Source organism: Mycobacterium sp., from assembly GCF_008709575.1.
In the GTDB taxonomy this organism is placed as follows: Bacteria; Actinomycetota; Actinomycetes; order Mycobacteriales; family Mycobacteriaceae; genus Mycobacterium.
The window spans coordinates 5,851-30,516 of sequence record NZ_VYIK01000049.1; the positions used below are offsets into that span (position 1 = coordinate 5,851).

The following is a 24,666-nucleotide window of genomic DNA, read 5'->3' on the forward strand; positions in this document are numbered from 1 at the left end:
CAGTGACGTATTGCGGGATCTTGAAATCGGCCAGCTGTTCCCGGCAGTGATCGAGCACCGCCGCGACGTCGATGTCCTCGCCGACCAGCACAGCACCGACCTTTTCGCCCATGACCTCGTCGGGTACCGCGAGCACGCAGGCATCGGTGACCCCGGGGGCTGCCAGCAGCACCGCCTCGACCTCGACGCTGGAGATGTTCTCTCCGCCGCGGTTGATGATGTCCTTGAGCCGGTCGACGATGTGCACCCGGCCCGCTGCGTCGACCCGCACCACGTCGCCGGTGTGCAGCCAGCCGTCGATGATCGTGGCGGCGGTGGCCTCTGCCCGGTTCCAGTAGCCCGCGGTGACATTCGCCCCTCGGACCACCAACTCGCCCACATACGGGTCGTCGCCGTAGGCGAGTACACCGAGATCCACTGAAGGCACCGCATAACCGACCGAGTCCGCGTGGTCCACCGCGTCTTCGTCGGGCAGCACGGTCATCAGCGAGGCGGTTTCGGTCATCCCGTAGCCGTTGAACACCCGGGCGTGGCCGAATGCCTCCTTCACCGCGGTCACCAACGCCGGTGCGATCGGCGCGCCCCCGTAGCCGACCCAGCGGACACTGGAAACGTCGATTCGCCGGAAGTCTTTGTGCCGCAACAACAGTGCGTAGACCGCGGGAACGGTGACCAGGAATGAGATCTCCTCGGCCGGCAACGTCGCGGCGAGCTGGGCCACGTCGAGCGCCGGCATGAGCACCGCGGCGCCGCCACTGTAAGCCGCCGTCAACAACTGGGAGTTGCAGCCGGTCACATGGAACAACGGCACCGAGATCAGCGTGCGCAGTTCGGCGTCACGCTCGGGTCCCAGACAGCGCAGCATGTTTTCGGCGTTGGTCAAAAACGCCTCGTGGGTGGTCGGCACTCCCTTGGGCGCTCCGGTGGTGCCCGAGGTGTAGAACAGCGCGGCGATGTCAGCCCGGTCGAGGTCGTCGACCACATAGGGCTTGTCGTCGGGCAATGGCGTGTCGGACGCCAGGTCCACCCGAGCACCCGCGTCGGACAGTATGAACGCGATCTCCGGCTCGGCCGACCGGGTGTTCACCGGCACGGCCACTCCGCCGGCCATGATCGTGCCCCAAAAGGCCAGTACCCAGTTGATTCCTGCGGGGTAGCGCAACGCCACCCGCTCACCGCGTTTCAGACCACCGGCCCGTAGCCCGCCGGCCACCCGCGCCGCCGCATCCCAGAGTTGGTGATAGGTCAGACGAGTGCCACCGAGTTCGACGACGGCCTCCTCGGCGGGCCGGGATGCGACGCGCGCCTCGAGCATCTCGAGCAGCGTGGCCGGCAACGCGTCGTAGTGCCGGACGCCGTCGCGGTCACGAGACACACCTGCGGTTGGGAACGGATTGGCATCGCGGGCAATCGGGGTCACAGCAGTCACTGGCGCCGCTCCTTGCCATCGCTTCGCTGCGCGGCGTGGTCGGCGTGTGTCATGTCGTGCTCCTTACTCCATCAGCGTGGCGGCCAGGGTGCCGCCCAGCTCGTAGGCCCGCTCGCGCACCTGCGCGTCGATGGCGCCGACGACGTCCAGCACATCAGCGGCTTTGGCCAACGACAGGCCGGTGGCCACCTTGTCCACCGAGGCCACTGCGCCGACCGTGTCGTTGTTTCCGTGCACCCATAGACCGTAGGGCCGGCCCGCTACGTGATCCAGGCTCGGGTAATAAATGGTGTCGAAAAAATGCTTGAGCGCCCCCGACATGTACCCGAGGTTGGCGGGCGTGCCGAACAGGTAACCGTCGGCATCGAGCATGTCGCTCACGGTCGCCGCCAGCGCGGGCCGCACGACCACCTCGACGCCGCTGATCTCGGGGTGGTGAGCCCCGGCGAGCACCGCTTCCAGCAACTCACGGGTGGCCGGCGACGGGGTGTGGTGCACCACCAGCAGAGTCTTGCTCATCGCCGGCTCTGCAGTTCGACCGCTTTCTTCATGGCGTCCCGGGCCCGGACCCGGTCCCCGGCGTAGTCGTAGGCGCGGGCCAGCCGGTACCAGCGCCGCCAGTCACCAGGGTCGCCGCGCAGCTCGGCGCGCACCGTGTCGAACAGGGCGTCGGCCGCGGCCCGGTCGATGCGCCCGGACGGGCGCCTCGGCAGCGCGGAGACGTCGAGCTCCATGCCGTCTTCGCCGATCAACCGGGCCAGCTTCTGATGCGCCACACCGGTGCGCAGCGTGGCGACCAGCGCCCACAACCCGATCGCCGGCAACACCAACAATGCCGCTCCCAGCCCGACCGCCACACCGTGCCCATGGGTGATCAACAGCACCGCCGACCGGCCGAGCAAGACCACGTACACCAGCAGCGCCAGGCACATGACCGCGATGGACAGCCCGATGCGCAGGCTCATGGCAGGTTAAGTAGCGAGTCGATGCCCACCGTGAGGCCCGGGCGGTCGCGGACGTGCCGCACCGCCAGCAGCACGCCGGGCACGAACGATGCGCGGTCGGTGCTGTCGTGGCGGATGGTCAGGGTTTCCCCCGCGGCGCCCAACAGCACCTCCTGGTGGGCGAGGAGCCCGGCCAAGCGCACCGAGTGCACCGGAATCCCGTCGACGTCGGCGCCGCGGGCGCCCGGCAAGCTGCTGGTCGTGGCATCGGGGTTGGCCGGCAGGTCTTTGCGGGCCTCGGCCATCAACGCGGCCGTACGCACCGCGGTGCCCGACGGGGCGTCGGCCTTGAGCGGGTGATGCAGTTCGACGATCTCCGCCGACTCGTAGAACGGCGCGGCCTGCTGGGCGAAGCGCATGCACAGCACCGCGCCGATCGCGAAGTTCGGCGCGATGATCGCGGCGGTGCCGGGCTTGGCGGCCAGCCACGACCGCACTTGTTCCAGCCGTTGCTCGGTGAAGCCGGTGGTTCCCACGACGGCGTGAATTCCGTTGTCGATCACGAACTTCAGGTTGTCCATCACGACGTCGGGGTGAGTGAAGTCGATGACGACTTCGGTCTGGCTGTCGGTCAGCAGGCTCAACGCATCGCCGGCGTCGACCTCGGCCGACAGGGTGAGGTCCTCGGCGGCTCGGACCGCCGCCACCATCGTCGCGCCCACTTTCCCTTTCGCGCCCAGCACGCCTACCCGCATGCCTAGCAGCGTAGTGCGCCAGCTTGCTCACCTGCGCCGACGATAGACGCAGAGTCGCCGACCCGACCGCAACGGGAACGGCGACGAATACCCGGTAGCCCGCGGCACCGCGCCCGGGCCGGGAGGGAACCCACGGTATGGACTGTGCGACGCAACCCAATCGGTGTGACCTGATCACGGGGGAGTTTGCGGGTTCGGCCGAGGTGGCGCGCTATATCGCCGAGTCGTGTCTGAGCGACGGTCCGGTCGGGCGAGTCGGGTTGGAACTTGAAGCGCATTGTTTTGACCTCGCCGCGTTGGGGCGGCGGCCGGAGTGGGACGCGATCATGCGCGTGGTCGAGGCACTGCCGGCGTTGCCCGGCGGCGGGGTGGTCAGTGTGGAGCCCGGCGGAGCGGTGGAGTTGTCCGGGCCTCCGGCGGCCGGGGCGCTGGCTGCGATCGAGGCGATGCGAGCCGACCGGGCGGTACTGCACGAGGAGTTTCGCCGCGCCGGCTTGGGCCTGGTGCTGACCGGCACCGATCCGCTGCGGCCGACACGGCGGATCAATCCCGGGGCGCGGTATGCGGCCATGGAGCAGTTTTTCATCGCGAGCCACACGGGTGCGGCCGGCGCGGCGATGATGACCTCGACGGCCTCGGTGCAGGTCAATGTCGACGCCGGACCCCCTGCCGGGTGGGCTGCGCGGGTACGGCTGGCTCACGCGCTGGGTCCCACCATGGTGGCGATCGCCGCGCACTCGCCGTTGCTGGGTGGGCAGTTTTCCGGCTGGTTGTCCACCCGGCAACGGGTGTGGAGCCGGCTGGACTCGGCGCGGTGCGGTCCGGTGCTGACCGCCGGCAGAGCGGACCCGGGCGCCGACTGGGCACGCTATGCGCTTCTGGCGCCGGTGATGCTGGTGCATTCCCCTGACCCGGTGGCGGTCACCGACTACGTGTCGTTCGCCGGCTGGGCCGACGGGTGCGTCCGGTTGGGGGGACGCGCACCCCGCACCGCCGACGTGGACTATCACCTGACCACGCTGTTCCCCCCGGTCCGCCCGCGCGGGTGGCTGGAGATCCGCTACCTCGACGCCGTGCCCGACGACCTCTGGCCCGCGCTGGTGTTCACCCTGGTGACCCTCCTCGATCATCCCGGCGCCGCCGCGCTGGCCGCCGAGGCAGTCGCCCCGGTGACCGACGCCTGGGACACCGCCGCCCGCGTCGGACTGGCCGACCGCCGGCTCTACGCCGCCGCCAACCGCTGCCTGGCCATCGCCGCCGACTACGCCCCCGCCCCGCTGCACGACGCCATGACCCGGCTGATCGACGCCGTCGAACACGGCCGCTGCCCCGCCGACGAGTTCGCCGACCACGTCATCGAGCACGGCATCGCCACCACCGTCACCCGGCTGGCGCACGCGACCACGCTGGCCGGCTGACCACCCGCCGACCCACCGATCCCGATGACCCTGACGTCCTACGATCAGCCGGCCCCGCCCCGGGGTTTCCCCGTGAGTCGCACCGGGCAACGGAGCCGGTCGCACCGCGGCCTGCTGGTGGGCCTGACCGCCGCGAGCATCGGGCTGATCTCCGGCTACGACGTCGCCAGTATCGGCGGCGCGTTGCTGTTCATCACCGATGCATTCGGCCTGACCGCGCCTGACCAGGAGTTGGTGACGACCGCGCTGGCCGTCGGCGACATCGCCGGCGCGCTGAGCGCCGGTGCGCTGGCCAATGCGATCGGACGGAGAAAGTCGCTCATGCTCGTCGCGGCGTCCTACGCGGTGTTTGCCGTGCTGGGCGCGACCTCGGGGTCGCTGTCGGTGCTGGTGCTGGCCCGGTTGTCGGCCGGTGTGGCCATCGGCGTGTCCTACGTCGTCGTTCCGGTGTTCGTGGCCGAGTCGGCGCCGGCCCGGGTGCGGGGCGGCCTGCTGGTCAGCTACCAGGCGACCAACGTGATCGGGATGATCGTGGGCTACCTCACCGCCTACCTGCTGGGCGGCCCGCAGAGCTGGCGCTGGGTGCTCGGGCTGGCCGCCGTGCCGGCCGTGGTGGTGTGGGTGCTGCTGCGGCGGGTCGGCGACACCGCACGCTGGTACCTGCTCAAGGGTCGGGTCGGCGAGGCGCGGCAGGCATTGCAGCGCGGGCACGCGGACGTCGACGACGAACTGGCCGGGATCCGCAAAGCCCTCGATGAGGAGCGCACCGGCGTGAGCGCGGTCGCCGAGATGATGCGCCGACCCTATCGGCGGGCAACCGTGTTCGTGGTCGTGCTGGGTTTTCTGGTCCAGATCACCGGCATCAACGCGATCATTTCCTACGGCCCGTTGCTGCTTGGGTCGATGGGGCTGCGCGGCAATTTCTCCTTGCTGGTGCTGCCGGCGCTGGTCCAGGTGTTTGCCCTGGCCGCGGTGCTGGTGTCACTGGTGCTCGTCGATCGGCTGGGTCGCCGGCCCGTTCTGTTGTCCGGGATCGCCACCATGGTTGTCGCCAACCTCGCGCTGGTCGTCTCCTTCGCCCATGGCGGGAACTCCGGCGGCGGATGGCCGGCTGCGTTCGGGGTGTTCGGCGTGCTGCTGTTCGTGTGCGGGTTCAACGTCGGTTTCGGCCCACTGGCGTGCGTGTATGCCGGCGAAAGCTTGCCTGCGCGGCTGCGATCCATCGGATCGGCAGCCATGCACACATCGAACCTGGTGGCCAACGCGATCGTCGCCGCCTTCTTCCTGACGCTGCTGAGCTCACTGGGTGGCGTTGCGACGTTCACTGTCTTGGGCGTGCTCGCCCAGATCGGCTTCGTCTACGTGCACCGCTACGCCCCCGAGACCAAGGGCAGCCAACTCGAGCGCATCCGGCACGTCTGGGCGGCGGGCGGCCCCGACGACCGGGTCCGGGTCGCCGAGGCGCCTCACCGCGTCGCCCTCACCGGTTGACCATCACCGCTGCACTGCGGGATTACCGGGGTTTCTCCACAATTGAGGCATGCGCGTGGGGATCCCGACCGAGACCAAGAACAACGAGTTCCGGGTGGCGATCACCCCGGCCGGCACCGCGGAACTCACCCGCCGCGGCCACAGTGTGCTCGTCCAGGCCGGTGCCGGTGCCGGCTCGGCGATCAGCGACAGTGATTTCAAAACCGCGGGCGCGCAGCTGGTCGACACCGGCGAACAGGTCTGGGCCGAGGCCGACCTGGTGCTCAAGGTGAAGGAGCCGACGCCCGCCGAGTACCCGAACATGCGGGCCGGACAGGTGTTGTTCACCTTCCTGCACCTGGCCGCGTCCCGGTCCTGCGCCGAGGCACTGTTGGCATCGGGCACGACGTCGATCGCCTACGAAACCGTGCAGACCAGCGACGGCGCCCTGCCGCTGCTGGCCCCGATGAGCGAGGTCGCCGGACGGCTCTCCGCGCAGGTCGGCGCCTATCACCTCAAACGGACCCACGGCGGCCGCGGCGTGCTGATGGGCGGGGTACCCGGTGTCGACCCGGCTGATGTCGTGGTGATCGGCGGCGGCACCGCGGGCTACAACGCCGCCCGGGTCGCCCACGGCATGGGCGCCGCCGTCACGGTGCTCGACATCAACATCGACAAATTACGCCGGCTCGACGCCGAGTTCGCCGGACGCGTGCGAACCCGCTATTCGACCGCCTACGGACTCGAGGATGCCCTGACGGCTGCCGACCTGGTCATTGGAGCGGTATTGGTACCGGGCGGCAAGACACCCAAGCTGGTGTCGAATTCTCTGGTGGCGCAGATGAAGCCGGGCACAGTCCTGGTGGACATCGCGATCGATCAGGGTGGCTGCTTCGAGGACTCGCGGCCCACCACGCACGACAACCCCACGTTCGCCGTTTATGACACGCTGTTCTACTGCGTGACGAACATGCCCGGCTCGGTGCCGATAACGTCGACGTCCGCGTTGACCAACGCCACGCTGCCGTACGTCCTCGCGATCGCCGAGCACGGCTGGCGACGGGCGTGCCAGGCGGATCCGGCACTGGCCAAAGGTCTTTCAACCCATGACGGCAAATTGCTGTCGAAGCGGGTCGCCGACGACCTGGGCCTGCCGTACACCGACCCGGCCGACGTGTGGGATTGAGCGCTCACTCGGCGAGCGACGCCACGATATCGGCGGCCGGCCCGGTCCGGGCCGAGGCGAATCCGGTCCCGGCCCACAGGTTCAATCCGTGCGGGTCCTCCACCTCGGCCGCCGCCCGCCGGATCGGCGAGGTCATGTGGTTGATCTCCGGGTAGCCCACCGGCGCCACGGGATCGAGCAACCGGGTGAAGTCGTTCTCCAGACCGCGGGCGTAACGCCCCGAGAATGCGCGCGTCACGATGGTGTTGGTGAAGTGCGGATTCTGCAGCGCCGCCCGGTAGGCGGCGTTGGTGCCGGCTTCGTCGGCCAGCAGCAGCGCGGTGCCGACCTGGGCGGCCACCGCCCCACGACGCAACACCGCGGCGACGTCGGCGGCGGTGCTCAGCCCGCCCGCGGCAATGAGCGGGACACGGTGCGCCGCGCCGATGCGGTCCAGGAGGTCACCCAGCGACTCGTTGACCGGGCACATGTCCGGCGCGAAGGTGCCGCGATGGCCGCCGGCCGCGGGCCCCTGCACCACCAGGCCGTCGGCGCCCGCGCCGACCGCCACCGCAGCCTCGTACGCCGAGGTCACGGTGACGAACAACAACATGCCCAGTGCGCCGAACCACCGCAGCACATCCGGCGGCGGCGCCCCGAACGTGAACGACACCACTTCGGGCCGCAGATCGGCCACCACCTCAAGCTTGCGCTGCCAGTCGTCGTCGTCACCGAACCGCGGCTGACCGACCTCCACGTTGTAATGCTCGGCGACCTCGTCGAGTTGCTCTGCGTAGTAGTCCAGTGCGATGACGTCGACGGGGCTGGGCTGCGGCACGAAAAGGTTCACCCCGATCGGACCGGTCGTCGCGGCGCGCGCGGCGGTGATGTCGTCGGCGAACTGCTCCGGGCTCAGGTACCCCCCCGCGACGAATCCCATGCCGCCCGCGTTGCTGACCGCCGCCGCCAGTGCCGGAGTTCCCGGGCCACCGGCCATCGGCGCACCGACCACGGGCACGTCGAGATCCCAGAAGCCCAAGACCATGGCGCTATTTTACTAACCTGCAAAGTTCCCGGCGCAGAGACCGTTTCGAATCGTCCGGGCCGACGACCGCGACCCCGTAGGGTTTGCGCAACAGTCGGCGGGCCACGGCGTTGACCTCATCGACGGTGACCTCGTCGAGTTGTTGCAGGGTGTGATCGATGCTGCGGTGCCGGCCGTAATCCAGCTCGCTGCGGCCGATGCGGTTCATCCGCGAGCCGGAATCCTCCAGGCCGAGCACCAGCCCCCCGCGCAGCGAACCCTTGGCGATTCGGCACTGCGTGTCGGTGATGCCGTCCCGGGTTACCGCTTCGAGAACGTCGGTGGTCACCCGCAGCATCTCTCCGAACCGCTCGGGCAGACAGGCGGCATACACCGAGAGTGCACCGCTGTCGGCGAACATGTCCAGCGACGAGTAGACCGAGTAGGCCAGCCCGCGTGCCTCTCGAACCTCTTGGAATAACAGGGAACTCAGGCCACCACCGAGCACGGTCTGCAGCACGGAGAGCGCCCAGCGATGGCGCCAGTGCCGGCCCGGCGTTTGCACACCCAGGCAGATGTGGGTCCGCTCGACATCCCGGCTGGCCACCGTGAGCCGGGGCCGGCCGGCGATCCGCCCGGTCCCTTTACGCGGCGGCAGTGGCTGTCGTCCGCGGACCAACCGCGGCCCGAAGTGCTCGCGCACCAGCGTCACCACCTCGTCGTGGTCGACGTTGCCGGCCACCGCGACGACCATCCGCTCGGGGGTGTAGCGCCGCACGTGAAAGGAGTGCAGCTGGGCACGCGTCATCGCCGACACCGACTGCACACTGCCGATCACCGGGCGGCCGATCGGGTGGTCGCCGAACAGTGCCGTCAGGAATAGGTCGCCCAGTGCGTCCTCGGGATCGTCGTCGCGCATCGCGATCTCCTCGAGGACCACGTCGCGTTCCAACTCGACGTCGCGGCGTTCGCAACACCCGTTGAGCACCACATCGGCGACCAGATCGACGGCCACCTCGAGGTCGCTATCGAGCACGTGCGCGTAGTAACAGGTGTGTTCTTTGGCGGTGAAGGCGTTGAGCTCACCACCGATGGCATCGACCGCCTGCGCGATGTCCACCGCGGTGCGGGTCGGGGTGGATTTGAACAGCAGATGCTCCAGAAAGTGTGCCGCCCCGGCCACGCTGGCACCCTCGTCGCGCGACCCGACGTTCACCCAGACCCCGACCGACGCCGACCGCACACCGGGCAGGAATTCGGTGACCACCCGCAGCCCTCCGGGCAGTGTGGTGCGGCGAACCGTGGGCGATTCCGGAGGATTTTGTCGACTGTCGGGCTCCGCGCTGCCCCGGCGTTCTCGCAGCGCGGCCGGTTTAACTGCCGGCCGTCGCGGCATCGGCGGGCGCGGCACCGGCGGGTTCGCCGGCCGCGGCTTCGTCGTCTAACGGCAGCAACGAGATCTTGCCGCGTTTGTCGATGTCGGCAATCTCCACCCGCAGCTTGTCCCCTACAGTGAGGACATCCTCGACCCGCGCAATGCGCTTGCCCTTACCCAGCTTGGAGATGTGCACCAGCCCGTCGCGTCCGGGCAGCAGGGAAACAAACGCTCCGAAATCCGTTGTCTTGACCACCGTTCCGAGGAACCGTTCGCCAACTTTGGGCAGCTGCGGGTCGGCGATCGCCAGGATCCGGTCGATCGCGGCCTGCGCCGACCGGCCGTCGGTGGCACCGACGAACACGGTGCCGTCGTCCTCGATAGAGATCTGCGCGCCGGTCTCCTCGGTGATCGCGTTGATGATCTTGCCCTTGGGACCGATGACTTCACCGATCTTGTCCACCGGAACCCTGATCGTGGTAACCCGCGGCGCATACGGACTCATCTCGTCGGGCCGATCGATCGCCTCGGCCATCACCGCCAGGATGGTCAGCCGGGCGTCGCGGGCCTGCGCCAGCGCATCGGCGAGCACCTGGGACGGGATGCCGTTGAGCTTGGTGTCCAGCTGCAGCGCGGTGACGAAGTCCTTGGTGCCGGCGACCTTGAAGTCCATGTCGCCGAAGGCGTCTTCGGCACCCAGAATGTCGGTCAAGGTGACGAATCGTCGTTCGGTGCGGCCGTCGGGCAGCTCGACGTCATCGGAGACCAGGCCCATCGCGATGCCGGCGACCGGAGCCTTCAACGGCACTCCGGCGTTGAGCAACGCCAAGGTGGAGGCGCACACCGACCCCATCGACGTGGACCCGTTGGAGCTCAGTGCCTCGGATACCTGCCGGATCGCGTACGGAAATTCCTCGACGGCGGGCAGCACGGGGACCAGCGCCCGCTCGGCGAGCGCTCCGTGCCCGATCTCGCGCCGCTTGGGTGAGCCGACGCGGCCGGTCTCGCCGGTGGAGAACGGCGGGAAGTTGTAGTGGTGCATGTAGCGCTTGGTGGTTTCGGGCCCCAGCGAATCGATCTGCTGAGCCATCTTGACCATGTCCAGCGTGGTCACCCCGAGGATCTGGGTCTCGCCCCGCTCGAAGAGCGCACTGCCGTGCGCCCGCGGCACCACCGCGACCTCGGCGCTCAACGCACGGATATCGGTGATGCCGCGGCCGTCAATCCGGAAGTGGTCGGTCAGGATGCGCTGACGGACCAGCTTTTTGGTGAGCGCGCGCAACGCCGCACCGACCTCCTTCTCCCGGCCGGCAAAGCTTCCAGCGGTCTGGGCGAGCCGCTCGAGTACCTCGGCCCTGATCTCGTCGGTGCGGTTGTTGCGCTCGGTCTTGTCGGCGATGGTCAGCGCGGCCGCCAGCTCGTCGGTGGCGACCGACGACACCGCGGCGTACACGTCGTCGCCGTAGTCGGGGAACAACGGGTACTCGGTCGGCGGTTTGCCCGATGCGCCGGTCGCGTCGGCCAGTTCCTGCTGGGCGGCGCACAACACGGCGATGAACGGTTTGGCGGCGTCCAGGCCCTGGGCCACGACGGATTCGTTCGGCGCCGGCGCACCGCGCTCGACGAGATCGATGACGTTCTCGGTGGCCTCGGCTTCGACCATCATGATCGCCACGTCGGATTCGCCGGAGCCGTCGATGACCCGCCCGGCGACGACCATGTCGAACACCGCGCGGTCAAGCTGCTCGACCGTCGGAAACGCCACCCAGGTGCCGTCGATGAGCGCCACCCGCACCCCGCCGATCGGGCCCGAGAAAGGCAGCCCGGCCAACTGGGTGGAGGCCGAGGCGGCGTTGATCGCCAGCACGTCGTAGAGGTCGTTGGGGTCCAGGCTCAGGATCGTCACCACGATCTGGATTTCGTTGCGCAGACCCTCGACGAACGACGGGCGCAGCGGCCGGTCGATGAGCCGGCAGGTCAGGATCGCGTCGGTAGAGGGCCGGCCCTCACGGCGGAAGAACGAGCCGGGGATGCGGCCCGCGGCATACATGCGTTCCTCGACGTCGACGGTCAGCGGGAAGAAGTCGAACTGATCCTTGGGGTTCTTGCCGACCGTGGTGGCCGACAGCAGCATGTTCTCGTCGTCAAGATAGGCGACGACGGCGCCGGCGGCCTGCTGGGCCAGCCGGCCGGTCTCGAATCGGATGGTTCGGGTTCCGAAACTCCCGTTGTCGATCACGGCGGTCGACTCGAACACGCCTTCTTCAATTTCAGCTACAGACATGGGTGTCCGTGCGGCCTCTCTGGGTATATTCGGCTGTTTCGCGTGATCACCCACAACCCGGAAGCCTGCTGGCAACGAGCGCCTGGATGCGGCTACGGCCGTCGATCGAAGCGGCCGGCATGCCTTTATCGGCAAGTCCGGCAGCCACTACCGAAGACCGCCCGATGCAGGCCCCGATGCAGGCTAAATCTTCCTTTTTTGTGGTTCGTTGTGACGCGCTGGGACGGCGCGCGCGGACCGCGCACCCCGCACCTGTTCGGGGCCGATCCGACCCGGAACGCCCTTACTCTACACGTCGACCTGCCGGTTCAGCGCCCAACGGCCGGTTCAGGCCAGCTTCAGGCCGCTTTAGGCAGTGTTAGCCTAAGTCTTCGACGCAGACCGCGAAGCGCCGCTGGGCGTACGCGTAGCCCATGCCGCTGGCGCATTGGTCGACTCCGACCGGGTCTGAGAGGTTGCGCAGTATCTGGATGGCCCGCTGGCGGTGCGGTGCCGATCGGTCGTTGCAGTCGACCCGAACCGGGTCGGTGGTGTTGTGCGGGTCGACGTTCATGCAGCCCCCGACCACCCAGTCGATGTCGAGGCAGACGGTGTTGCTGGCGTCGGTGAACCCGTTGCGCATCGAGTAGGTGTAATCCACGTCGGCCGGGCACTGCTCCCGGTCGGCCTGCCCCTTGACGGTGGCAACGACCCGGAAGTTCGATGCGCGACTGCCGCACGGAGCTTTGGTAGCCTCCGGGCGGTCGGAGGTGCCGCCCAGCCGCAGGCAATCCCCCACCTTGAGGTCGGCGGCGTCGGCCACCGGTGGTGAGCAGCCGCCCCCGATGACTGCGACGGCCGCGAGCGCGGCCGCATGCCAAGGACGCATCAGCACGGTCGGTTCAACGACATAGCGGAGGTAGGGTTCAACGACGCAGGCCAAGCCGCTCGATGAGGGAACGGTACCGCTCCACATCGACCTGGGCCACATACTTGAGCAGCCGGCGACGGCGCCCCACCAACAGCAGCAGACCCCGTCGGGAGTGGTGGTCGTGCTTGTGCACCTTCAAGTGCTCGGTCAGGTCGGCGATGCGTTTGGTCAGCAGCGCAACCTGTGCTTCGGGGGACCCGGTGTCGGTTTCGTGCAGGCCGTAAGAGCCCAGGATTTCCTTTTTCTGCTCGGCTGTCAGCGCCACGCGATATCTCCTCGGTCCGCGGTCCAGGGTTTGCCGCGTGGCGGTACGCTGCGACCGCGCTCGCCACCCGAACCAGGTGCGCCCGCCACGAACTGCAGCACGCACCGCGACCAAATTCTAGCAGCGCGCCGGGCGACCCGCGGCTCAGCGGGCGGTCAGCAGGGTGCGTGCCCGCTCGGTGTCCCTGGTCATCTCGGCGACCAGATCGTCGACCGAGTCGAATTTCTCCTGTCCGCGGATCCGCGCCACGAAGTCCAGCGCCACGTATTGCCCGTAGAGATCAGCGCCGGTGTCGAGGAGGAACGCCTCGACAGTGCGGGTGCGCCCGGAGAAGGTCGGGTTGGTGCCCACCGACACTGCGGCCCGGTAACGCTCACCCGGTATGACGGAGCCGGTCACCGGTCCGTGCCCCAGCACGGTGAACCAGGCGGCGTAGACCCCGTCGGCCGGGATCGCGGAGTACATCGGCGGTGCCACGTTGGCGGTGGGAAAGCCCAACGTCATCCCCCGACCGTCGCCGCGGACCACCACCCCTTCAACCCGGTGCGGCCGGCCCAGCGCCGCGGCGGCGGCCACCACGTCACCGGCGTCCACACAGGACCGGATGTATGTCGACGAAAACGTCACGGTCTCGCTGTCGTGATGTTCAGAAACCAACGACATCGATTGCACCGCGAACCCGAACCGCTCGCCGGCCCGCCGCAGGGTGTCGACGGTGCCGACGGCCTTCTTGCCGAAGGTGAAGTTCTCGCCCACCACCACTTCGACCACGTGCAGGTGCTCGACGAGCAATTCGTGGATATAGCGTTCCGGGGTCAGCTTCATGAAATCGGCGGTGAACGGCATCACCAGAAACACGTCGATACCGAGTTCCTCCACCAGCTCGGCGCGGCGGGCCAGCGTCGTCAACTGCGCGGGATGGCTACCGGGATAGACGACTTCCATCGGATGCGGGTCGAAAGTCATCAGCACTGTCGGCACCCCCCGCGCGCGGGCAGATTTCACCGCCTGCGCAATCAGCTCGGCATGTCCCCGGTGCACGCCGTCGAACACCCCGATGGTGAGCACACACCGGCCCCAATCGGTGGGTATCTCGTCTTGCCCCCGCCAACGCTGCACACCCGCAAGCCTACGGCGCAGGCCGCGCTGGGGTCATGACGAGGTCACGCAGAGGTCATGCCGAGCATTGACGGGTTTGCGGTCGGGACCACGTAGCCGCACCGCTCATCGACGGGCCTAAACTTGCCGATGTGCTCTCCGACGACGAGACCGGCGAGCTCACCCCGGTCGCCCAGGACTACCTCAAGGTGATCTGGAACGCTCAGGAATGGTCGCGGGACAAGATCAGCACCAAGATGCTGGCCGAAAAGCTCGGGGTGTCGGCCAGCACCGCCTCGGAGTCCATCCGTAAACTCGCCGAGCAGGGTCTGGTCGACCATGAGAAATACGGCGCGGTCGCGTTGACCGATGTCGGGCGCCGTGCGGCGCTGGCGATGGTGCGCCGGCACCGGTTGCTGGAGACCTTCCTGGTCAGCGAGCTCGGTTACAGCTGGGATGAGGTGCACGAGGAGGCCGAGGTGCTCGAGCACGCGGTGTCCGAGCGGTTGGTAGACCGTATCGATGCCAAGCTGGGGTTCCCGCGACGCGACCCCCACGGCGACCCGATCCCGGCCGCCGACGGACATGTGCCGAGCCCGCCTGCGCGCCAACTGTGGGACTGCCGCGACGGCGAGACCGCGACGGTGGCCCGGATCTCCGATGCCGACTCGGAAATGCTGCGTTACTTCGACGCCATCGGCATCACGCTGGATTCGCGGCTGCGGGTGCTGACCCGGCGTGAATTCGCCGGGATGATCTCGGTGGCCATCGAATCGGGTGCCTCGGTCGCCCCCGCGCCGGTCACCGTCGAGTTGGGCAGCCCTGCGGCCCGCGCAATTTGGGTGGTCGGCTGAGTTCGGGCGGCGGGTGCGGCACGCTCACGACGCAGGGTCGGCTTGGGTGACGACGGTGCGCAGAAACTGCCCGGCAGTCTGCAAACTGGTCCGTCCGTGGTCGCGCGGCCAAAGCCAATAGCCGTGGGTGCGTGCCGAACAAATAAGGTAGCCGCTACCGTGCAACACCAGCACGACTCCGGCGCCGTCCGCGGCTCCCGGCGCCCGCACCCACTCACCGCTCGGCGACCCGACAATCGTATCGACCCGGGTGCCGGGAACCACCGCAGTGGTGCGCGTGATGGCCCAGTCGGCGGCCGGCCGCATCCGTTGGATCAGCGGCGGGTTGGACAATGCCGCCGTCATGCCAACGGTCAGGACCGACCGTGCTATCGCACTGTAGGTCAGCGTGTCCGCCACGGCTAGCGACGGCCGCCGGGCAGCGCGCGCCGTTGCGCGTAGCCGGGTCCCCGTGATCATCTGCTGAGCAGGCCCCTGGCGATGTGGGTCACCTGGACCTCGTTACTGCCGGCATAAATCATCAACGACTTGGCGTCGCGGGCCAATTGCTCGACCCGGTACTCGGCCATGTAGCCGTTGCCGCCGAACAGTTGCACGGCTTCCATCGCGACGTCGGTGGCGGCCTCCGACGAGTACAGCTTGATCGCCGAGGCCTCGGCCAGCGAGGGCACCTTTCCGGCTTGCAGCTTTTCCAGGGTCGCGAACACCATGTTTTGCACGTTGATCCTGGCGATTTCCATCTTGGCCAACTTAAGCTGGATGAGCTGGAACTGTCCGATGTTTTGCCCCCAGAGGGTGCGGCTTTTCGCGTAATCGACACAGCGCCGATGGCATTCGTTGATGATACCCAACGCCATTAGTGCGACTCCCAGCCGCTCGGCGGCGAAATTCGCACGAGCGCTGTCCCGTCCGTCGCCGGCGCTGTGCTGCTCGGTTTCTCCGAGCAGCCGGTCACGGCCCAGTCGCACATTGTCGAAGAACAATTCGCCCGTCGGCGAGGACATCATGCCCATCTTCTTGAACGGCTTGCCCTGGATGAGCCCCGGCATGCCCGAATCGAGCACGAAGGCAAGCACCGGGCGGCTGCGCGGGTCCACCGAGCCGTCGTCGAGCTTGGCGTAGACGACCAGGACGTCAGCGTAGGGCCCGTTGGTAATGAACGTCTTCTGGCCGTTGAGGATGTAGTCGTCGCCGTCGCGTCTGACGTAGGTCTTCATGCCGCCGAACGCATCGGAGCCGGAGTCGGGTTCGGTGATCGCCCAGGCCGCGATCTTGTCCAGGGTCATCAGCTCGGGCAGCCAGCGTTCCTTCTGGGCCAGCGTGCCGCGGCTCATGATCGTCGCCGCCCCCAAACCGAGACTGACGGCGATCGTGGAGAGCAATCCGATGCTGACGCCGGCAAGTTCGGACACCAGCACCGCGGCCATCGACGCTTGCTCACCCAACTTGCCCAGCCCGCCCGGGGGGCGCTGTTGCGCGCCGGCTTGATTGCTGCGTTCTCGATCCAGCATCGTCTTGACCGCCTCGGCGGCCATCACGTCCAGGCCGAACTGGGAAAAAAGCTTGCGCGCGATCGGATAGGGCGACATCTCGCCGGTTTCCAGCGCGTCGATGTGCGGGCAGATCTCTTTGGCGATGAACTCGCGCGCCGCGTCCCGCACGATCAGATCAGTGTCAGACCATTCGAACATCAGCTACTCCCGGTCAGTGCGGCAGCCGGGCCGCGATATCGTCGATCAGCCAAGGCCCGTCAGTCTCGATGGTATCCGCGGCGTGCCAGCCGGCCAGCAGCGAGATCGCCCCGCCCTGGACCGAATACACCCGTCCGGTAACCGGGCATTTCTCTGACGCCAGATAGGCCACCAGCGGCGAGATGTTCGCCGGACTGAACAGATCCGGTTCGCCGTCTTCCGGTTGCGCCATCAGCGCGCCCATGCCCGGGGTCGCCAGCGTGAGCCGGGTACGGGCGATCGGGGCAATCGCGTTGACCCGCACACCGTACCGCTCTAATTCCTCGGCAGCGATCAGGGTCAACGCCGCGATGCCCGCTTTAGCCGAACCATAGTTGGCCTGACCGGGGTTAGGCAGTGTCACCCCGGAGCCTGACGCCGTGTTGATCACCGCCGCGTTGGGCTGTTCGCCGTTCTTCGACTGCGCCTTCCAGTAAGCCGCGGCGTGGCGCAACATCGCGAAATGGCCCTTCAGATGCACGGCGATCACGGCATCCCATTGGGATTCCTCCATGCCTGCGATGAACGAGTCCCGCAGAATACCGGCGTTGTTGACCAACACGTCGAGTCGGCCGTACTCGTCGATGGCTTGCCGCACCGCACTTTCCGCACCACTCCAACTGGCGATGTCGTCGGTGTTTGCGACGGCTGTCCCACCCGCCGAGGTGATTTCGTCGACCACTTGTTGTGCCGGGCCGCTGTCGAAGCCTCGGCCCGCGTTGTCGCTGCCGAGATCGTTGACGAGGACCTTGGCCCCTTCCCGGGCGAACAGCAGCGCATGCTCGCGCCCGATGCCCCGGCCCGCGCCGGTGATCACCGCGACCCTGCCGTCTAAAGCACCCATCTGTGCGGCTCCTTATCGGTCGTCGACCAGCGCCAGCCCGTCGGTGATGACCAATTCCTCACCACGTGCTGTCTCAAAGGCGTAGCTGCTGATTCCGTTGGCTTTGTCTTTCAACCAGATACGGGTCTTGATGTCGTCGCCCGGCAGCACGGGTTTGGCGAAACGCACCGCGAACCGCCTGAGCCGGTTGACATCCGAGTCAGCAAGTTGGGTGAGCACCGCCCATGACGTGAACGCCATCGTGCACAATCCATGCGCAATGATCCCTGGGAAGCCAGCACCTTTGGCCACCTCCTCGTCGAGATGGATCGGCATCGGATCACCGGCTGCCGGCGCGTAGCGGAACGTCTGGTCGGCGTCGATGTTTGCGACGACCTCGGCCGTCGGCGGATTCTCGCGCAGCGTGTCGTCGAACGTGTGATCAGGGCTCAATTCGCCGACGGCCTTGCCGACGTTGATGCCTCGCACGAAAGCGGTGACGTACTGCTCATTGACCAGCTCGCCGTCCTCGGTGCGACACTCCAGCAAGATCGCGGCCCGCGTTCCCTTTTCCAGCCCCTGGTAGCCGATCATCTGGCCTCGCGAGACGAGCTTGTCGCCCGGTCTGATCGTCCTGTGGAAGTGGAAGTCCTGCTCCCCATGAACGATTCGCGGGATCACTTCGACCGGCATCACGTCGACGGCCGGCGCAAGCAGCGCCTCGAATACGGGGACGATCGCGAACACCGGCGCTGCAACGTCCCCTCTGCGGTGCGCCTCGATGGGGTCATTGGTGGCCGCCGCGTACGAGGCCAACCGTTCCCGGCTCACCTCGAAGCGCTGGTCATCGGTCCAGCGGTGCAGGCCGCTGTCGTCGAACTGAATTTCTTCGGCCGTCGACATAGTGTCAGGCCGACGCCGAGGCCAGCGCGTCGAGCTGCTCGAGCGTTTTGTCGAGTTGCCGGACACCGTCCTTTTCCACTGCTTTGCCCAGTGCACCCTTGATGAGTGCGCCCTGGAAGTCACCGCAGACGCTGAATGTGGAGCCGCGTGCCGCCGGCTCGATGGTGAAAGTGAACTGCGCCTGGACGCCGGCCATCCCGGTGCCCGACAGCACCAGGGTGCGCGGCGCGTCCACCGATTCCAGCGTCCACTCGATCTTGTTTGCCATCCCCAGCATGACGATCTTGGCGGTGAGCTTGGCGCCTTCGGTGAGAGTCGTAGGCGGCGCCGCCAGCCACTTTTCGTGTATCGTGAACCACTTGTCCCAGTTCGCCAGATCGCAGACGGTCTCCCACAGCGCTTCCGGGGCGGCCGCTAGTTCTCGGGTTGCTTCGATGTGTCCCACAGGGGTTGCCTCCGTTCCGGTTCAGCGTTCGGCTCGCTGGTAGGCAGTGACGACGGCCGCGCCGCCGAGTCCGATGTTGTGTTGCAATGCGGCGGTCACGTCGGCGACTTGCCGCTTGCCGGCGGTGCCGCGCAGCTGCCAGGTCAGCTCGGTGCACTGCGCTAACCCGGTGGCCCCCAACGGGTGTCCCTTGGAGATCAATCCGCCGGACGGGTTGACCACCCAACGTCCGCCGTAGGTGGTGTCGCCGTTGTCGATCAGCGTGGCCGCTTCGCCCTCGCCGCACAGACCCAGCGCCTCGTAGAGCAACAGCTCGTTGGCCGAGAAGCAGTCGTGGCACTCGATCACCTGGAAATCCTCGGGCCCGAGACCGGTCTGTTGGTAGACGCGTTGGGCAGCTTGGACATTCATGTGGTATCCGATGAGCGCCTTGCAGGTTCCGTCGAAACTGTCAGCGAAGTCGGTGGTCATGGCCTGCCCGACGATCTCCACCGCCTGCCCGGCCAGATCGTGCTTTTCGACGAACTTTTCGCTGGCCAGGATTGCCGCACCGGAACCGTCGGAGGTCGGTGAACACTGCAGTTTTGTCAGCGGGTCGTAGATCATCCGGGAGGACAGGATGTCATCGAGCGTGTAGGACTCTTGGAACTGCGCGTAGGGGTTGTTAACCGAATGCTGGTGGTTTTTGTAGCCGATCTTTGCGAAATGCTCTGCAGTGCTGCCGTATTGCTTCATGTGCTCACGACCCGCCGCACCGAACATCCACGGCGCCGGCGGGAACAGTACCTCGGAGATCTCGGCCATCGCCATGATGTGCTTTTCCATCGGCTGGGCGCGGTCGTCGTAGCTGGCCCCGAGCGACCCCGGCTTCATCTTCTCGAATCCCAGCGCGATGGTGCAGTCCGCTAACCCGCCGCGAATGGCCTGGGCGGCAAGGTAGAGGGCCGTAGACCCCGTCGAACAGTTGTTGTTGACGTTGACGATCGGGATCCCGGTCATACCCAGCTCGTAGAGGGCTCGCTGACCCGACGTCGACTCACCGTAGACGTACCCCACGTAACCCTGCTCGACCTCGCGGTAGTCCAGGCCCGCGTCCTGCAGCGCTGCCGTTCCCGATTCCCTGGCCATGTCCGGGTAATCCCAGTTCTCCCGGCGCCCCGGCTTCTCGAACTTCGTCATGCCGACACCGACGACGTAGACCTTGGGTGACACAGCAGTACTCCCTTGGTGGGTTCAGCAGGTAACGGGCCCAACAAAACATACACACCAGATTGTATCTTGTAAACCTGAGAATGCTGTGATAGATTCTTCGCGAGGCGGGGTGCTTTGCGCGCCGTCGTCGTGCCGGAGGTGACCAGCGATGAAACCCCCGTCTCGGCTGCGCCCGGGACTGATGGCAACCGCCGGCACCGCTCTGTTGACCCTGACGATCAACGCGGCGCTCGCGCACGCCGATGACGGCGCCGCCGGTCCGGCAGAGGTCGCGTTGGTCATGGGCGGCAGCGGCGATCCGATACCTCCGGCAAGCTACGTCGACGCCGTCGACCGTCTCTACATCGCGCCCAATTACCCTGAGGCCGTTCCGCAGGCGCTGTTCACGCCCGAGGGGTTTTACGGGGAGGTCGGCGTCAAACAGCTGCCCATCGACACGTCGGTGGCCCAGGGGGTCACGATCCTCGACAACACGATCTCCCAGCAAATCGCCGAAGGAAACCACGTCGTCGCATTCGGCCTGTCCCAGAGCGCGTTGATCGCCTCGCTGGAAATGTCGCAGCTGGCGGCCAACGACGTCCCCAGCGCCGATGTGAGCTTCGTGATGATCGGCGATCCGATGAATCCCGACGGCGGCCTGTGGGAGCGCTTTGCCCCGGTGACCGTGCCGAGCCTGGGCCTGACGTTCTACGGTGCGACCCCGGACGATCTCTACCCGACCGACATCTACACGCTGGAGTACGACGGCGCCGCCGATTTCCCCAGGTACACGATCGACCTGCTGGCCGACCTCAACGCCTTCGCCGGGATCCTCTATGTGCACGGCACCTACCCGGATCTGACCTCTGCGGAGGTCGCGACGGCTATCGAATTGCCGACGCAAGGGCCCACCCTGACCCACTACTTCATGATCCCGACCCAGGATCTGCCGCTGCTGGATCCGCTGCGGGCCATTCCGGTGGTGGGCACCCCGCTGGCCGACCTGCTGCAGCCGGACCTAAAGGTGTTGGTCAACCTGGGCTACGGGGATCCCGAGTACGGCTGGAGCCAGGGTCCGGCGAATGTCGCCACCCCGTTCGGGCTGTTTCCCAGCCTTGCGGACCTGGAGAAGGTGCCCGGCCTGCTGGTGTCGGGAACCCAGCAGGGAATCCACGACTTCGTGGCTGCGCTGTCGGATCCGTCGCCGGATTCGTCGGGACTGTCGGTGCCGAATCTGCTGGCCGCCAACCCGCTCACCGCGTTAGGGTCGGACCTCTCGGCCGTGCTGTCCTCGGCGTCCCCGATCGAGACCGTCATCGAGGACCTGCAGGCGGCCAACACCGACATCGTCAACACGCTGAGCAGTGTGACCTCCACCGCCTACGCGGTGCTGCTGCCGACAGCGGACATTCTCAATGCCGCCGTCACCACCTTGCCGTCCTATGATCTGAACCTGTTCCTGGACGGCATCGGCCAAGCGGCCGGCGGCAACCTCGAGGGGCTGGTCAACGCGGTCGGTGACCCGATCGCGGCCAACACCGCACTGCTCACGCTGCTCGGCGGCCTCGAGTTCATCATGATCACCGACGCGGTGACCACGATCATGAGCGACCTGACCGGCCTGATCCCGTAACTGCGCGCCGCGGGTCGCCTGCACATTAAAAATTCCTCGGAAATAGATTAAGGTTTTAAGCGCCTCGCCGTCCGGGGAAGGGTCCGTCAGGTGCCGCCGCATCACCGCAGCAACAAGGGTCGTCGGTCTCGGGCGCGTCGGCGCCGTCACATCGTGGGGCTCGGCGTCGCTGCCGGAGCGCTTCTCGGTGTGGGGATGACGCCGCCGGCGGCGGTGCCGTCGGCGCGGGCCGACGTTCTCGACACCGTGATCGACCAGATCCTGGCACCGGTGATGGATGCGGCCACCAACACCGTCAACGGGGACGCCGTTCTGAACCCGGCCACCTGGGATGCCGCCGTCGCGAGCATTCTCAGCGACGGTGCCGGCGGCAGCGCCGCTCAACCGGCCTTCTCGGCTGCAAACCTGACCGTGGCGGTCCAGCAGTCCGTCTACACCCCGCTGCACACCGATGCCGAGGACTGGATCAACAGCGCGGTCGGTCACCAGGTCGACGGCTTCATCAACACCGTGTTGGGCTCCTATGCGATCGGCAACGGCACCGCCGGGACCCAGGCCGATCCCACCGGCGGTGCCGGCGGGTGGCTCTTCGGCGACGGCGGGCCGGGCTGGAACAGCACCGAGACCGGTGTGGCCGGTGGTGCCGGCGGAGCTGCCGGCCTGTTCGGCACCGGGGGGGCCGGCGGTGACGGTGGCGCCGGGGCCGCCGGCGGCGCCGGTGGTTCCGGTGGCTGGTTGATGGGTATCGGCGGGGCCGGCGGTAACGGCGGCGCCGACGCTGCCGGCGGCGGGGCCGGCGGTGCGGGTGGTGACGGGCCCGGCTGGCTGTTCGGGATGGGCGGAGCCGGCGGCAACGGCGGCGAGGGCGGCGCTACCGCTGTCGGTGGTGATGGCGGTGACGGCGGTAACGGCGCGGCAGTGCTGGGCAGCGGCGGCGACGGCGGCAACGCCGGCGACGGTGGCGCCGCCGGCGAGTTGCCCGCCCTCGGCGGTGCCGGCGGCAACGCCGGGCTGTTCGGCACTCACGGCGCGGTCGGTGATTTCGGCACGCTCAGCGTCGCCGCCCCGGGCGGCGACTCCGGCGGCACCGACGCGGTGCTGCCCATCTCGACCACCGGGCCCTGGCTAACCAACAGCGCCGGGCAGGTCGTCATCATGCACGGGCTCAACGAGGCGTACAAGCTGGCGCCGTACGAGCCCGCGGCAAGCGGATTCGGCAATGCCGACGCGGCGTTTTTGGCCGCCAACGGCTTCAACGTAGTGCGGCTGGGCGTCCTGTGGGCCGGGGTGGAGCCCGAACCCGGCGTATTCAACGCCGCCTACGTGGCCTCGATCGAGCAGACCGTGCAGACCCTGGAAAACCACGGCATCTACGTGATACTCGACTTCCATCAGGATGCTTACAGCAGCGTGTTCGGCGGCGAAGGTGCGCCGCCGTGGGCGGTACAGACCGGTGGGCTGCCCAACCCCGAGCTGCCCTTCCCGCTCAACGACTTCGTCAACCCCGCCGGGAACCACGCCTGGGACGCGTTCTGGTCCAACGCCACCGCACCGAATGGAGCGGGGCTGGAGAATGACTACGCGCAGATGGTGGAGTACGTCGCGGCCGACTTCAAGGGCAACCCCGACGTAATCGGCCTGGAGCTGATGAACGAACCGGGCCTGGGCAACCAGCTGCTGCCGGCCCTGCTGGGTAGCCCGTTCTTCGACGCTCAGCAACTGACCCCGTTCTACAACCAGGTCGCCTCGGCGATCGAGGCCGTCGATCCGAGCACCACGGTGTTCTACGAGCCGAGCCTGCTCTTCGACGTCGGGGTGCCCACCCACCTGGGCACGGTCGACTTCCCGAAGACGGTCTTCTCGTTCCACGACTACTGCGACTTCGACCTGCCGGTGGTGGGCTGCGTGCCGAGCGTTCCCGGAATCCTGGACAATGCCCTGGCATACGCGCGGGCGCAGGGAATCCCGGCGTTCATGACCGAGTTCGGAGCCACCAGCGATCAGGCGGAGATCATCGCCTCGATGCAGGCGGCCAACCAGCACCTGATCAATTGGGCGGAGTGGGCCTTCTCCGGCAAGGGCGACATCACCACCACCGCGTCGCCGCCGAGTTCGGAGTCGCTGGTCTACAACCCCGAGTTGCCCCCGACGGGCGCCAATGTCAACACCGCAACCCTGGAGACCCTCGCCGAGCCCTATCCCCAGGTGGTTTCCGGGACCCCGGGTACCTGGTCGTTCGACAACGGCACATTCACGTTCAGCTACTCCACCGCCAAGGTCGACGGTCTGGGCAGCTTCCCCGCCGGCTCGCAGACCACCATCTCGGTGCCGGCCGTCGAGTTTCCCAACGGCTACCAGGTGAGCGTCACCGGCGGGCAGGTCGTCTCGGCCCCCGACGCTCCCGAATTGGTCGTCGCCTCCGACGGCGCAACCACCGTCAGCGTCACCGTGAGCCCCGCAGCCTGACCCGCCACCCTGCCTGCGAAACAGCCGCCCGCGCCGAGAGTGAAGCTCTTGCGAAGAACCGCGACGAATCTCGCAATGGATTCACTTTCGGCAGGAATCGCTGGGAGTTACTCGACAGGGTGATCGCGACGGGGATGCTGACGGTCAACGGATAGCACGTCTCGGCAGCGGTCTACTTCCCGTGCTGGTGGTGCAGGACGGCCTCGCCGGCTTTGTGTCTGTCCTCTGATCCGGGGCCGGCTGGCGGCAGCATGCCGCACAGGATCGCGCGCAAGTGCCTGCCGGCGCGCTCCCAGCGCCGCCGGGCCCGGGCAGCATCTTGATCGACGAAGCTCGCGACGAGGATGCCGCGCAGCGCGTCCATTGCGGTATAGACGGCGTTGCGGAGTTCTTTCTGCGCAGGATGCTCTGGCAGCAACTGGGCGATAGCGGCGACCAATGTACTGTTCACCACCGGTTCCACCCGCTGGATCTGCTGCGCCAG

At 67.5% G+C, this 24,666-nt stretch carries 22 protein-coding genes and 1 pseudogene; 6 read left to right on the forward strand and 17 right to left on the reverse strand.

All coding sequences use genetic code 11. From position 1 onward, the window contains the following. The 4 genes from F6Q13_RS12215 to dapB form a co-directional block, all read right to left on the reverse strand. The coding region (locus F6Q13_RS12215) for a class I adenylate-forming enzyme family protein (protein WP_293056720.1) at window positions 1-1,420 on the reverse strand (1,420 nt) is incomplete at its 3' end. Window positions 1,421-1,492: 72 nt separating this feature from the next. Continuing rightward, window positions 1,493-1,948 (reverse strand): flavodoxin family protein, encoded by a 456-nt coding sequence (locus F6Q13_RS12220; protein ID WP_293056696.1) that lies wholly within the window; start codon window positions 1,946-1,948, stop codon window positions 1,493-1,495. Further along, window positions 1,945-2,394, reverse strand: a complete 450-nt coding sequence (locus tag F6Q13_RS12225; protein ID WP_293056698.1) for a hypothetical protein — start codon at window positions 2,392-2,394, stop codon at window positions 1,945-1,947. Before F6Q13_RS12225 ends, F6Q13_RS12220 begins: the two co-directional genes overlap by 4 nt. Next, window positions 2,391-3,128: a 4-hydroxy-tetrahydrodipicolinate reductase gene (gene dapB, locus F6Q13_RS12230; RefSeq protein ID WP_293056701.1), complete on the reverse strand. Its 738-nt coding sequence runs from the start codon at window positions 3,126-3,128 to the stop codon at window positions 2,391-2,393. Before dapB ends, F6Q13_RS12225 begins: the two co-directional genes overlap by 4 nt. A 137-nt stretch (window positions 3,129-3,265) precedes the next feature. Between dapB and egtA the strand changes: the two genes are divergently transcribed. The 3 genes from egtA (at window position 3,266) to ald (ending at window position 7,202) form a co-directional block, all read left to right on the forward strand. Then, window positions 3,266-4,546, forward strand: coding sequence for an ergothioneine biosynthesis glutamate--cysteine ligase EgtA (gene egtA, locus F6Q13_RS12235; protein WP_293056702.1), 1,281 nt, complete (start codon window positions 3,266-3,268; stop codon window positions 4,544-4,546). Between the two features lie 72 nt (window positions 4,547-4,618). After that, a complete protein-coding gene (locus tag F6Q13_RS12240) occupies window positions 4,619-6,037 on the forward strand; it encodes a sugar porter family MFS transporter (RefSeq protein ID WP_293056703.1) in 1,419 nt (472 codons plus the stop codon). 49 nt (window positions 6,038-6,086) lie between these two features. Beyond that, a complete protein-coding gene (ald, locus tag F6Q13_RS12245) occupies window positions 6,087-7,202 on the forward strand; it encodes an alanine dehydrogenase (protein WP_293056704.1) in 1,116 nt (371 codons plus the stop codon). 4 nt (window positions 7,203-7,206) lie between these two features. Here the strand turns inward: ald and F6Q13_RS12250 are convergent, their stop codons facing one another. The 6 genes from F6Q13_RS12250 to F6Q13_RS12275 all read right to left on the reverse strand — a co-directional run bounded on the left by F6Q13_RS12250 (window position 7,207) and on the right by F6Q13_RS12275 (window position 14,158). Beyond that, window positions 7,207-8,226 (reverse strand): nitronate monooxygenase, encoded by a 1,020-nt coding sequence (locus F6Q13_RS12250; RefSeq protein WP_293056705.1) that lies wholly within the window; start codon window positions 8,224-8,226, stop codon window positions 7,207-7,209. 4 nt (window positions 8,227-8,230) lie between these two features. Continuing rightward, a complete protein-coding gene (locus F6Q13_RS12255) occupies window positions 8,231-9,601 on the reverse strand; it encodes a pitrilysin family protein (RefSeq protein WP_293056706.1) in 1,371 nt (456 codons plus the stop codon). Next, window positions 9,579-11,864, reverse strand: a complete 2,286-nt coding sequence (locus F6Q13_RS12260) for a polyribonucleotide nucleotidyltransferase (RefSeq protein ID WP_293056707.1) — start codon at window positions 11,862-11,864, stop codon at window positions 9,579-9,581. Before F6Q13_RS12260 ends, F6Q13_RS12255 begins: the two co-directional genes overlap by 23 nt. A gap of 358 nt (window positions 11,865-12,222) precedes the next feature. Then, entirely contained in the window at window positions 12,223-12,732 is a 510-nt protein-coding gene (locus F6Q13_RS12265; RefSeq protein ID WP_293056721.1) for a hypothetical protein, read from the reverse strand. 37 nt (window positions 12,733-12,769) lie between these two features. Next, window positions 12,770-13,039, reverse strand: coding sequence for a 30S ribosomal protein S15 (gene rpsO, locus F6Q13_RS12270; RefSeq protein ID WP_293056709.1), 270 nt, complete (start codon window positions 13,037-13,039; stop codon window positions 12,770-12,772). A gap of 144 nt (window positions 13,040-13,183) precedes the next feature. Beyond that, window positions 13,184-14,158, reverse strand: a complete 975-nt coding sequence (locus F6Q13_RS12275; protein WP_293056710.1) for a bifunctional riboflavin kinase/FAD synthetase — start codon at window positions 14,156-14,158, stop codon at window positions 13,184-13,186. 131 nt (window positions 14,159-14,289) lie between these two features. Between F6Q13_RS12275 and mntR the strand changes: the two genes are divergently transcribed. Then, a complete protein-coding gene (gene mntR, locus F6Q13_RS12280) occupies window positions 14,290-14,991 on the forward strand; it encodes a manganese-binding transcriptional regulator MntR (RefSeq protein ID WP_293056711.1) in 702 nt (233 codons plus the stop codon). Window positions 14,992-15,015: 24 nt separating this feature from the next. Here mntR and F6Q13_RS12285 read toward each other — a convergent pair whose 3' ends face one another. The 6 genes from F6Q13_RS12285 to F6Q13_RS12310 form a co-directional block, all read right to left on the reverse strand. Then, on the reverse strand, window positions 15,016-15,336 hold the full coding sequence (locus tag F6Q13_RS12285; RefSeq protein ID WP_293056712.1) for a hypothetical protein: 321 nt from the start codon (window positions 15,334-15,336) through the stop codon (window positions 15,016-15,018). 110 nt (window positions 15,337-15,446) lie between these two features. Next, on the reverse strand, window positions 15,447-16,682 hold the full coding sequence (locus F6Q13_RS12290) for an acyl-CoA dehydrogenase family protein (RefSeq protein WP_293056713.1): 1,236 nt from the start codon (window positions 16,680-16,682) through the stop codon (window positions 15,447-15,449). A gap of 13 nt (window positions 16,683-16,695) precedes the next feature. Further along, complete coding sequence (locus tag F6Q13_RS12295) at window positions 16,696-17,565, reverse strand: SDR family oxidoreductase (protein WP_293056714.1); 870 nt, start codon at window positions 17,563-17,565, stop codon at window positions 16,696-16,698. A gap of 12 nt (window positions 17,566-17,577) precedes the next feature. Then, a complete protein-coding gene (locus F6Q13_RS12300) occupies window positions 17,578-18,447 on the reverse strand; it encodes a MaoC/PaaZ C-terminal domain-containing protein (RefSeq protein WP_293056715.1) in 870 nt (289 codons plus the stop codon). Between the two features lie 4 nt (window positions 18,448-18,451). Beyond that, entirely contained in the window at window positions 18,452-18,892 is a 441-nt protein-coding gene (locus F6Q13_RS12305; protein ID WP_293056716.1) for an SRPBCC family protein, read from the reverse strand. A 21-nt stretch (window positions 18,893-18,913) separates the two neighbouring features. After that, a complete protein-coding gene (locus F6Q13_RS12310; RefSeq protein WP_293056717.1) occupies window positions 18,914-20,104 on the reverse strand; it encodes a lipid-transfer protein in 1,191 nt (396 codons plus the stop codon). Window positions 20,105-20,252: 148 nt separating this feature from the next. On the opposite strand from F6Q13_RS12310, the gene F6Q13_RS12315 reads away from it, so the two are divergent. Beyond that, window positions 20,253-21,716 (forward strand): PE-PPE domain-containing protein, encoded by a 1,464-nt coding sequence (locus tag F6Q13_RS12315; protein ID WP_293056718.1) that lies wholly within the window; start codon window positions 20,253-20,255, stop codon window positions 21,714-21,716. A 153-nt stretch (window positions 21,717-21,869) separates the two neighbouring features. Continuing rightward, window positions 21,870-24,182, forward strand: a complete 2,313-nt coding sequence (locus tag F6Q13_RS12320) for a cellulase family glycosylhydrolase (RefSeq protein WP_293056719.1) — start codon at window positions 21,870-21,872, stop codon at window positions 24,180-24,182. Between the two features lie 172 nt (window positions 24,183-24,354). Here the strand turns inward: F6Q13_RS12320 and F6Q13_RS12325 are convergent. Beyond that, window positions 24,355-24,666: pseudogene (locus F6Q13_RS12325) on the reverse strand (hypothetical protein); the annotation flags it as partial.

Excerpts from the sequence above, each read along its gene's own strand:
- F6Q13_RS12315 (WP_293056718.1), top strand. The coding sequence starts at position 20,253 with ATGAAACCCCCGTCTCGGCTGCGCCCGGGACTGATGGCAACCGCCGGC.
- F6Q13_RS12265 (WP_293056721.1), bottom strand. The coding sequence starts at position 12,732 with ATGCGTCCTTGGCATGCGGCCGCGCTCGCGGCCGTCGCAGTCATCGGG.
- F6Q13_RS12260 (WP_293056707.1), bottom strand. The coding sequence starts at position 11,864 with ATGTCTGTAGCTGAAATTGAAGAAGGCGTGTTCGAGTCGACCGCCGTG.
- F6Q13_RS12225 (WP_293056698.1), bottom strand. The coding sequence starts at position 2,394 with ATGAGCCTGCGCATCGGGCTGTCCATCGCGGTCATGTGCCTGGCGCTG.
- F6Q13_RS12290 (WP_293056713.1), bottom strand. The coding sequence starts at position 16,682 with ATGTTCGAATGGTCTGACACTGATCTGATCGTGCGGGACGCGGCGCGC.
- dapB (WP_293056701.1), bottom strand. The coding sequence starts at position 3,128 with ATGCGGGTAGGCGTGCTGGGCGCGAAAGGGAAAGTGGGCGCGACGATG.
- F6Q13_RS12300 (WP_293056715.1), bottom strand. The coding sequence starts at position 18,447 with ATGTCGACGGCCGAAGAAATTCAGTTCGACGACAGCGGCCTGCACCGC.
- ald (WP_293056704.1), top strand. The coding sequence starts at position 6,087 with ATGCGCGTGGGGATCCCGACCGAGACCAAGAACAACGAGTTCCGGGTG.
- F6Q13_RS12295 (WP_293056714.1), bottom strand. The coding sequence starts at position 17,565 with ATGGGTGCTTTAGACGGCAGGGTCGCGGTGATCACCGGCGCGGGCCGG.
- F6Q13_RS12220 (WP_293056696.1), bottom strand. The coding sequence starts at position 1,948 with ATGAGCAAGACTCTGCTGGTGGTGCACCACACCCCGTCGCCGGCCACC.
- F6Q13_RS12255 (WP_293056706.1), bottom strand. The coding sequence starts at position 9,601 with ATGCCGCGACGGCCGGCAGTTAAACCGGCCGCGCTGCGAGAACGCCGG.
- F6Q13_RS12285 (WP_293056712.1), bottom strand. The coding sequence starts at position 15,336 with ATGACGGCGGCATTGTCCAACCCGCCGCTGATCCAACGGATGCGGCCG.
- F6Q13_RS12250 (WP_293056705.1), bottom strand. The coding sequence starts at position 8,226 with ATGGTCTTGGGCTTCTGGGATCTCGACGTGCCCGTGGTCGGTGCGCCG.
- egtA (WP_293056702.1), top strand. The coding sequence starts at position 3,266 with ATGGACTGTGCGACGCAACCCAATCGGTGTGACCTGATCACGGGGGAG.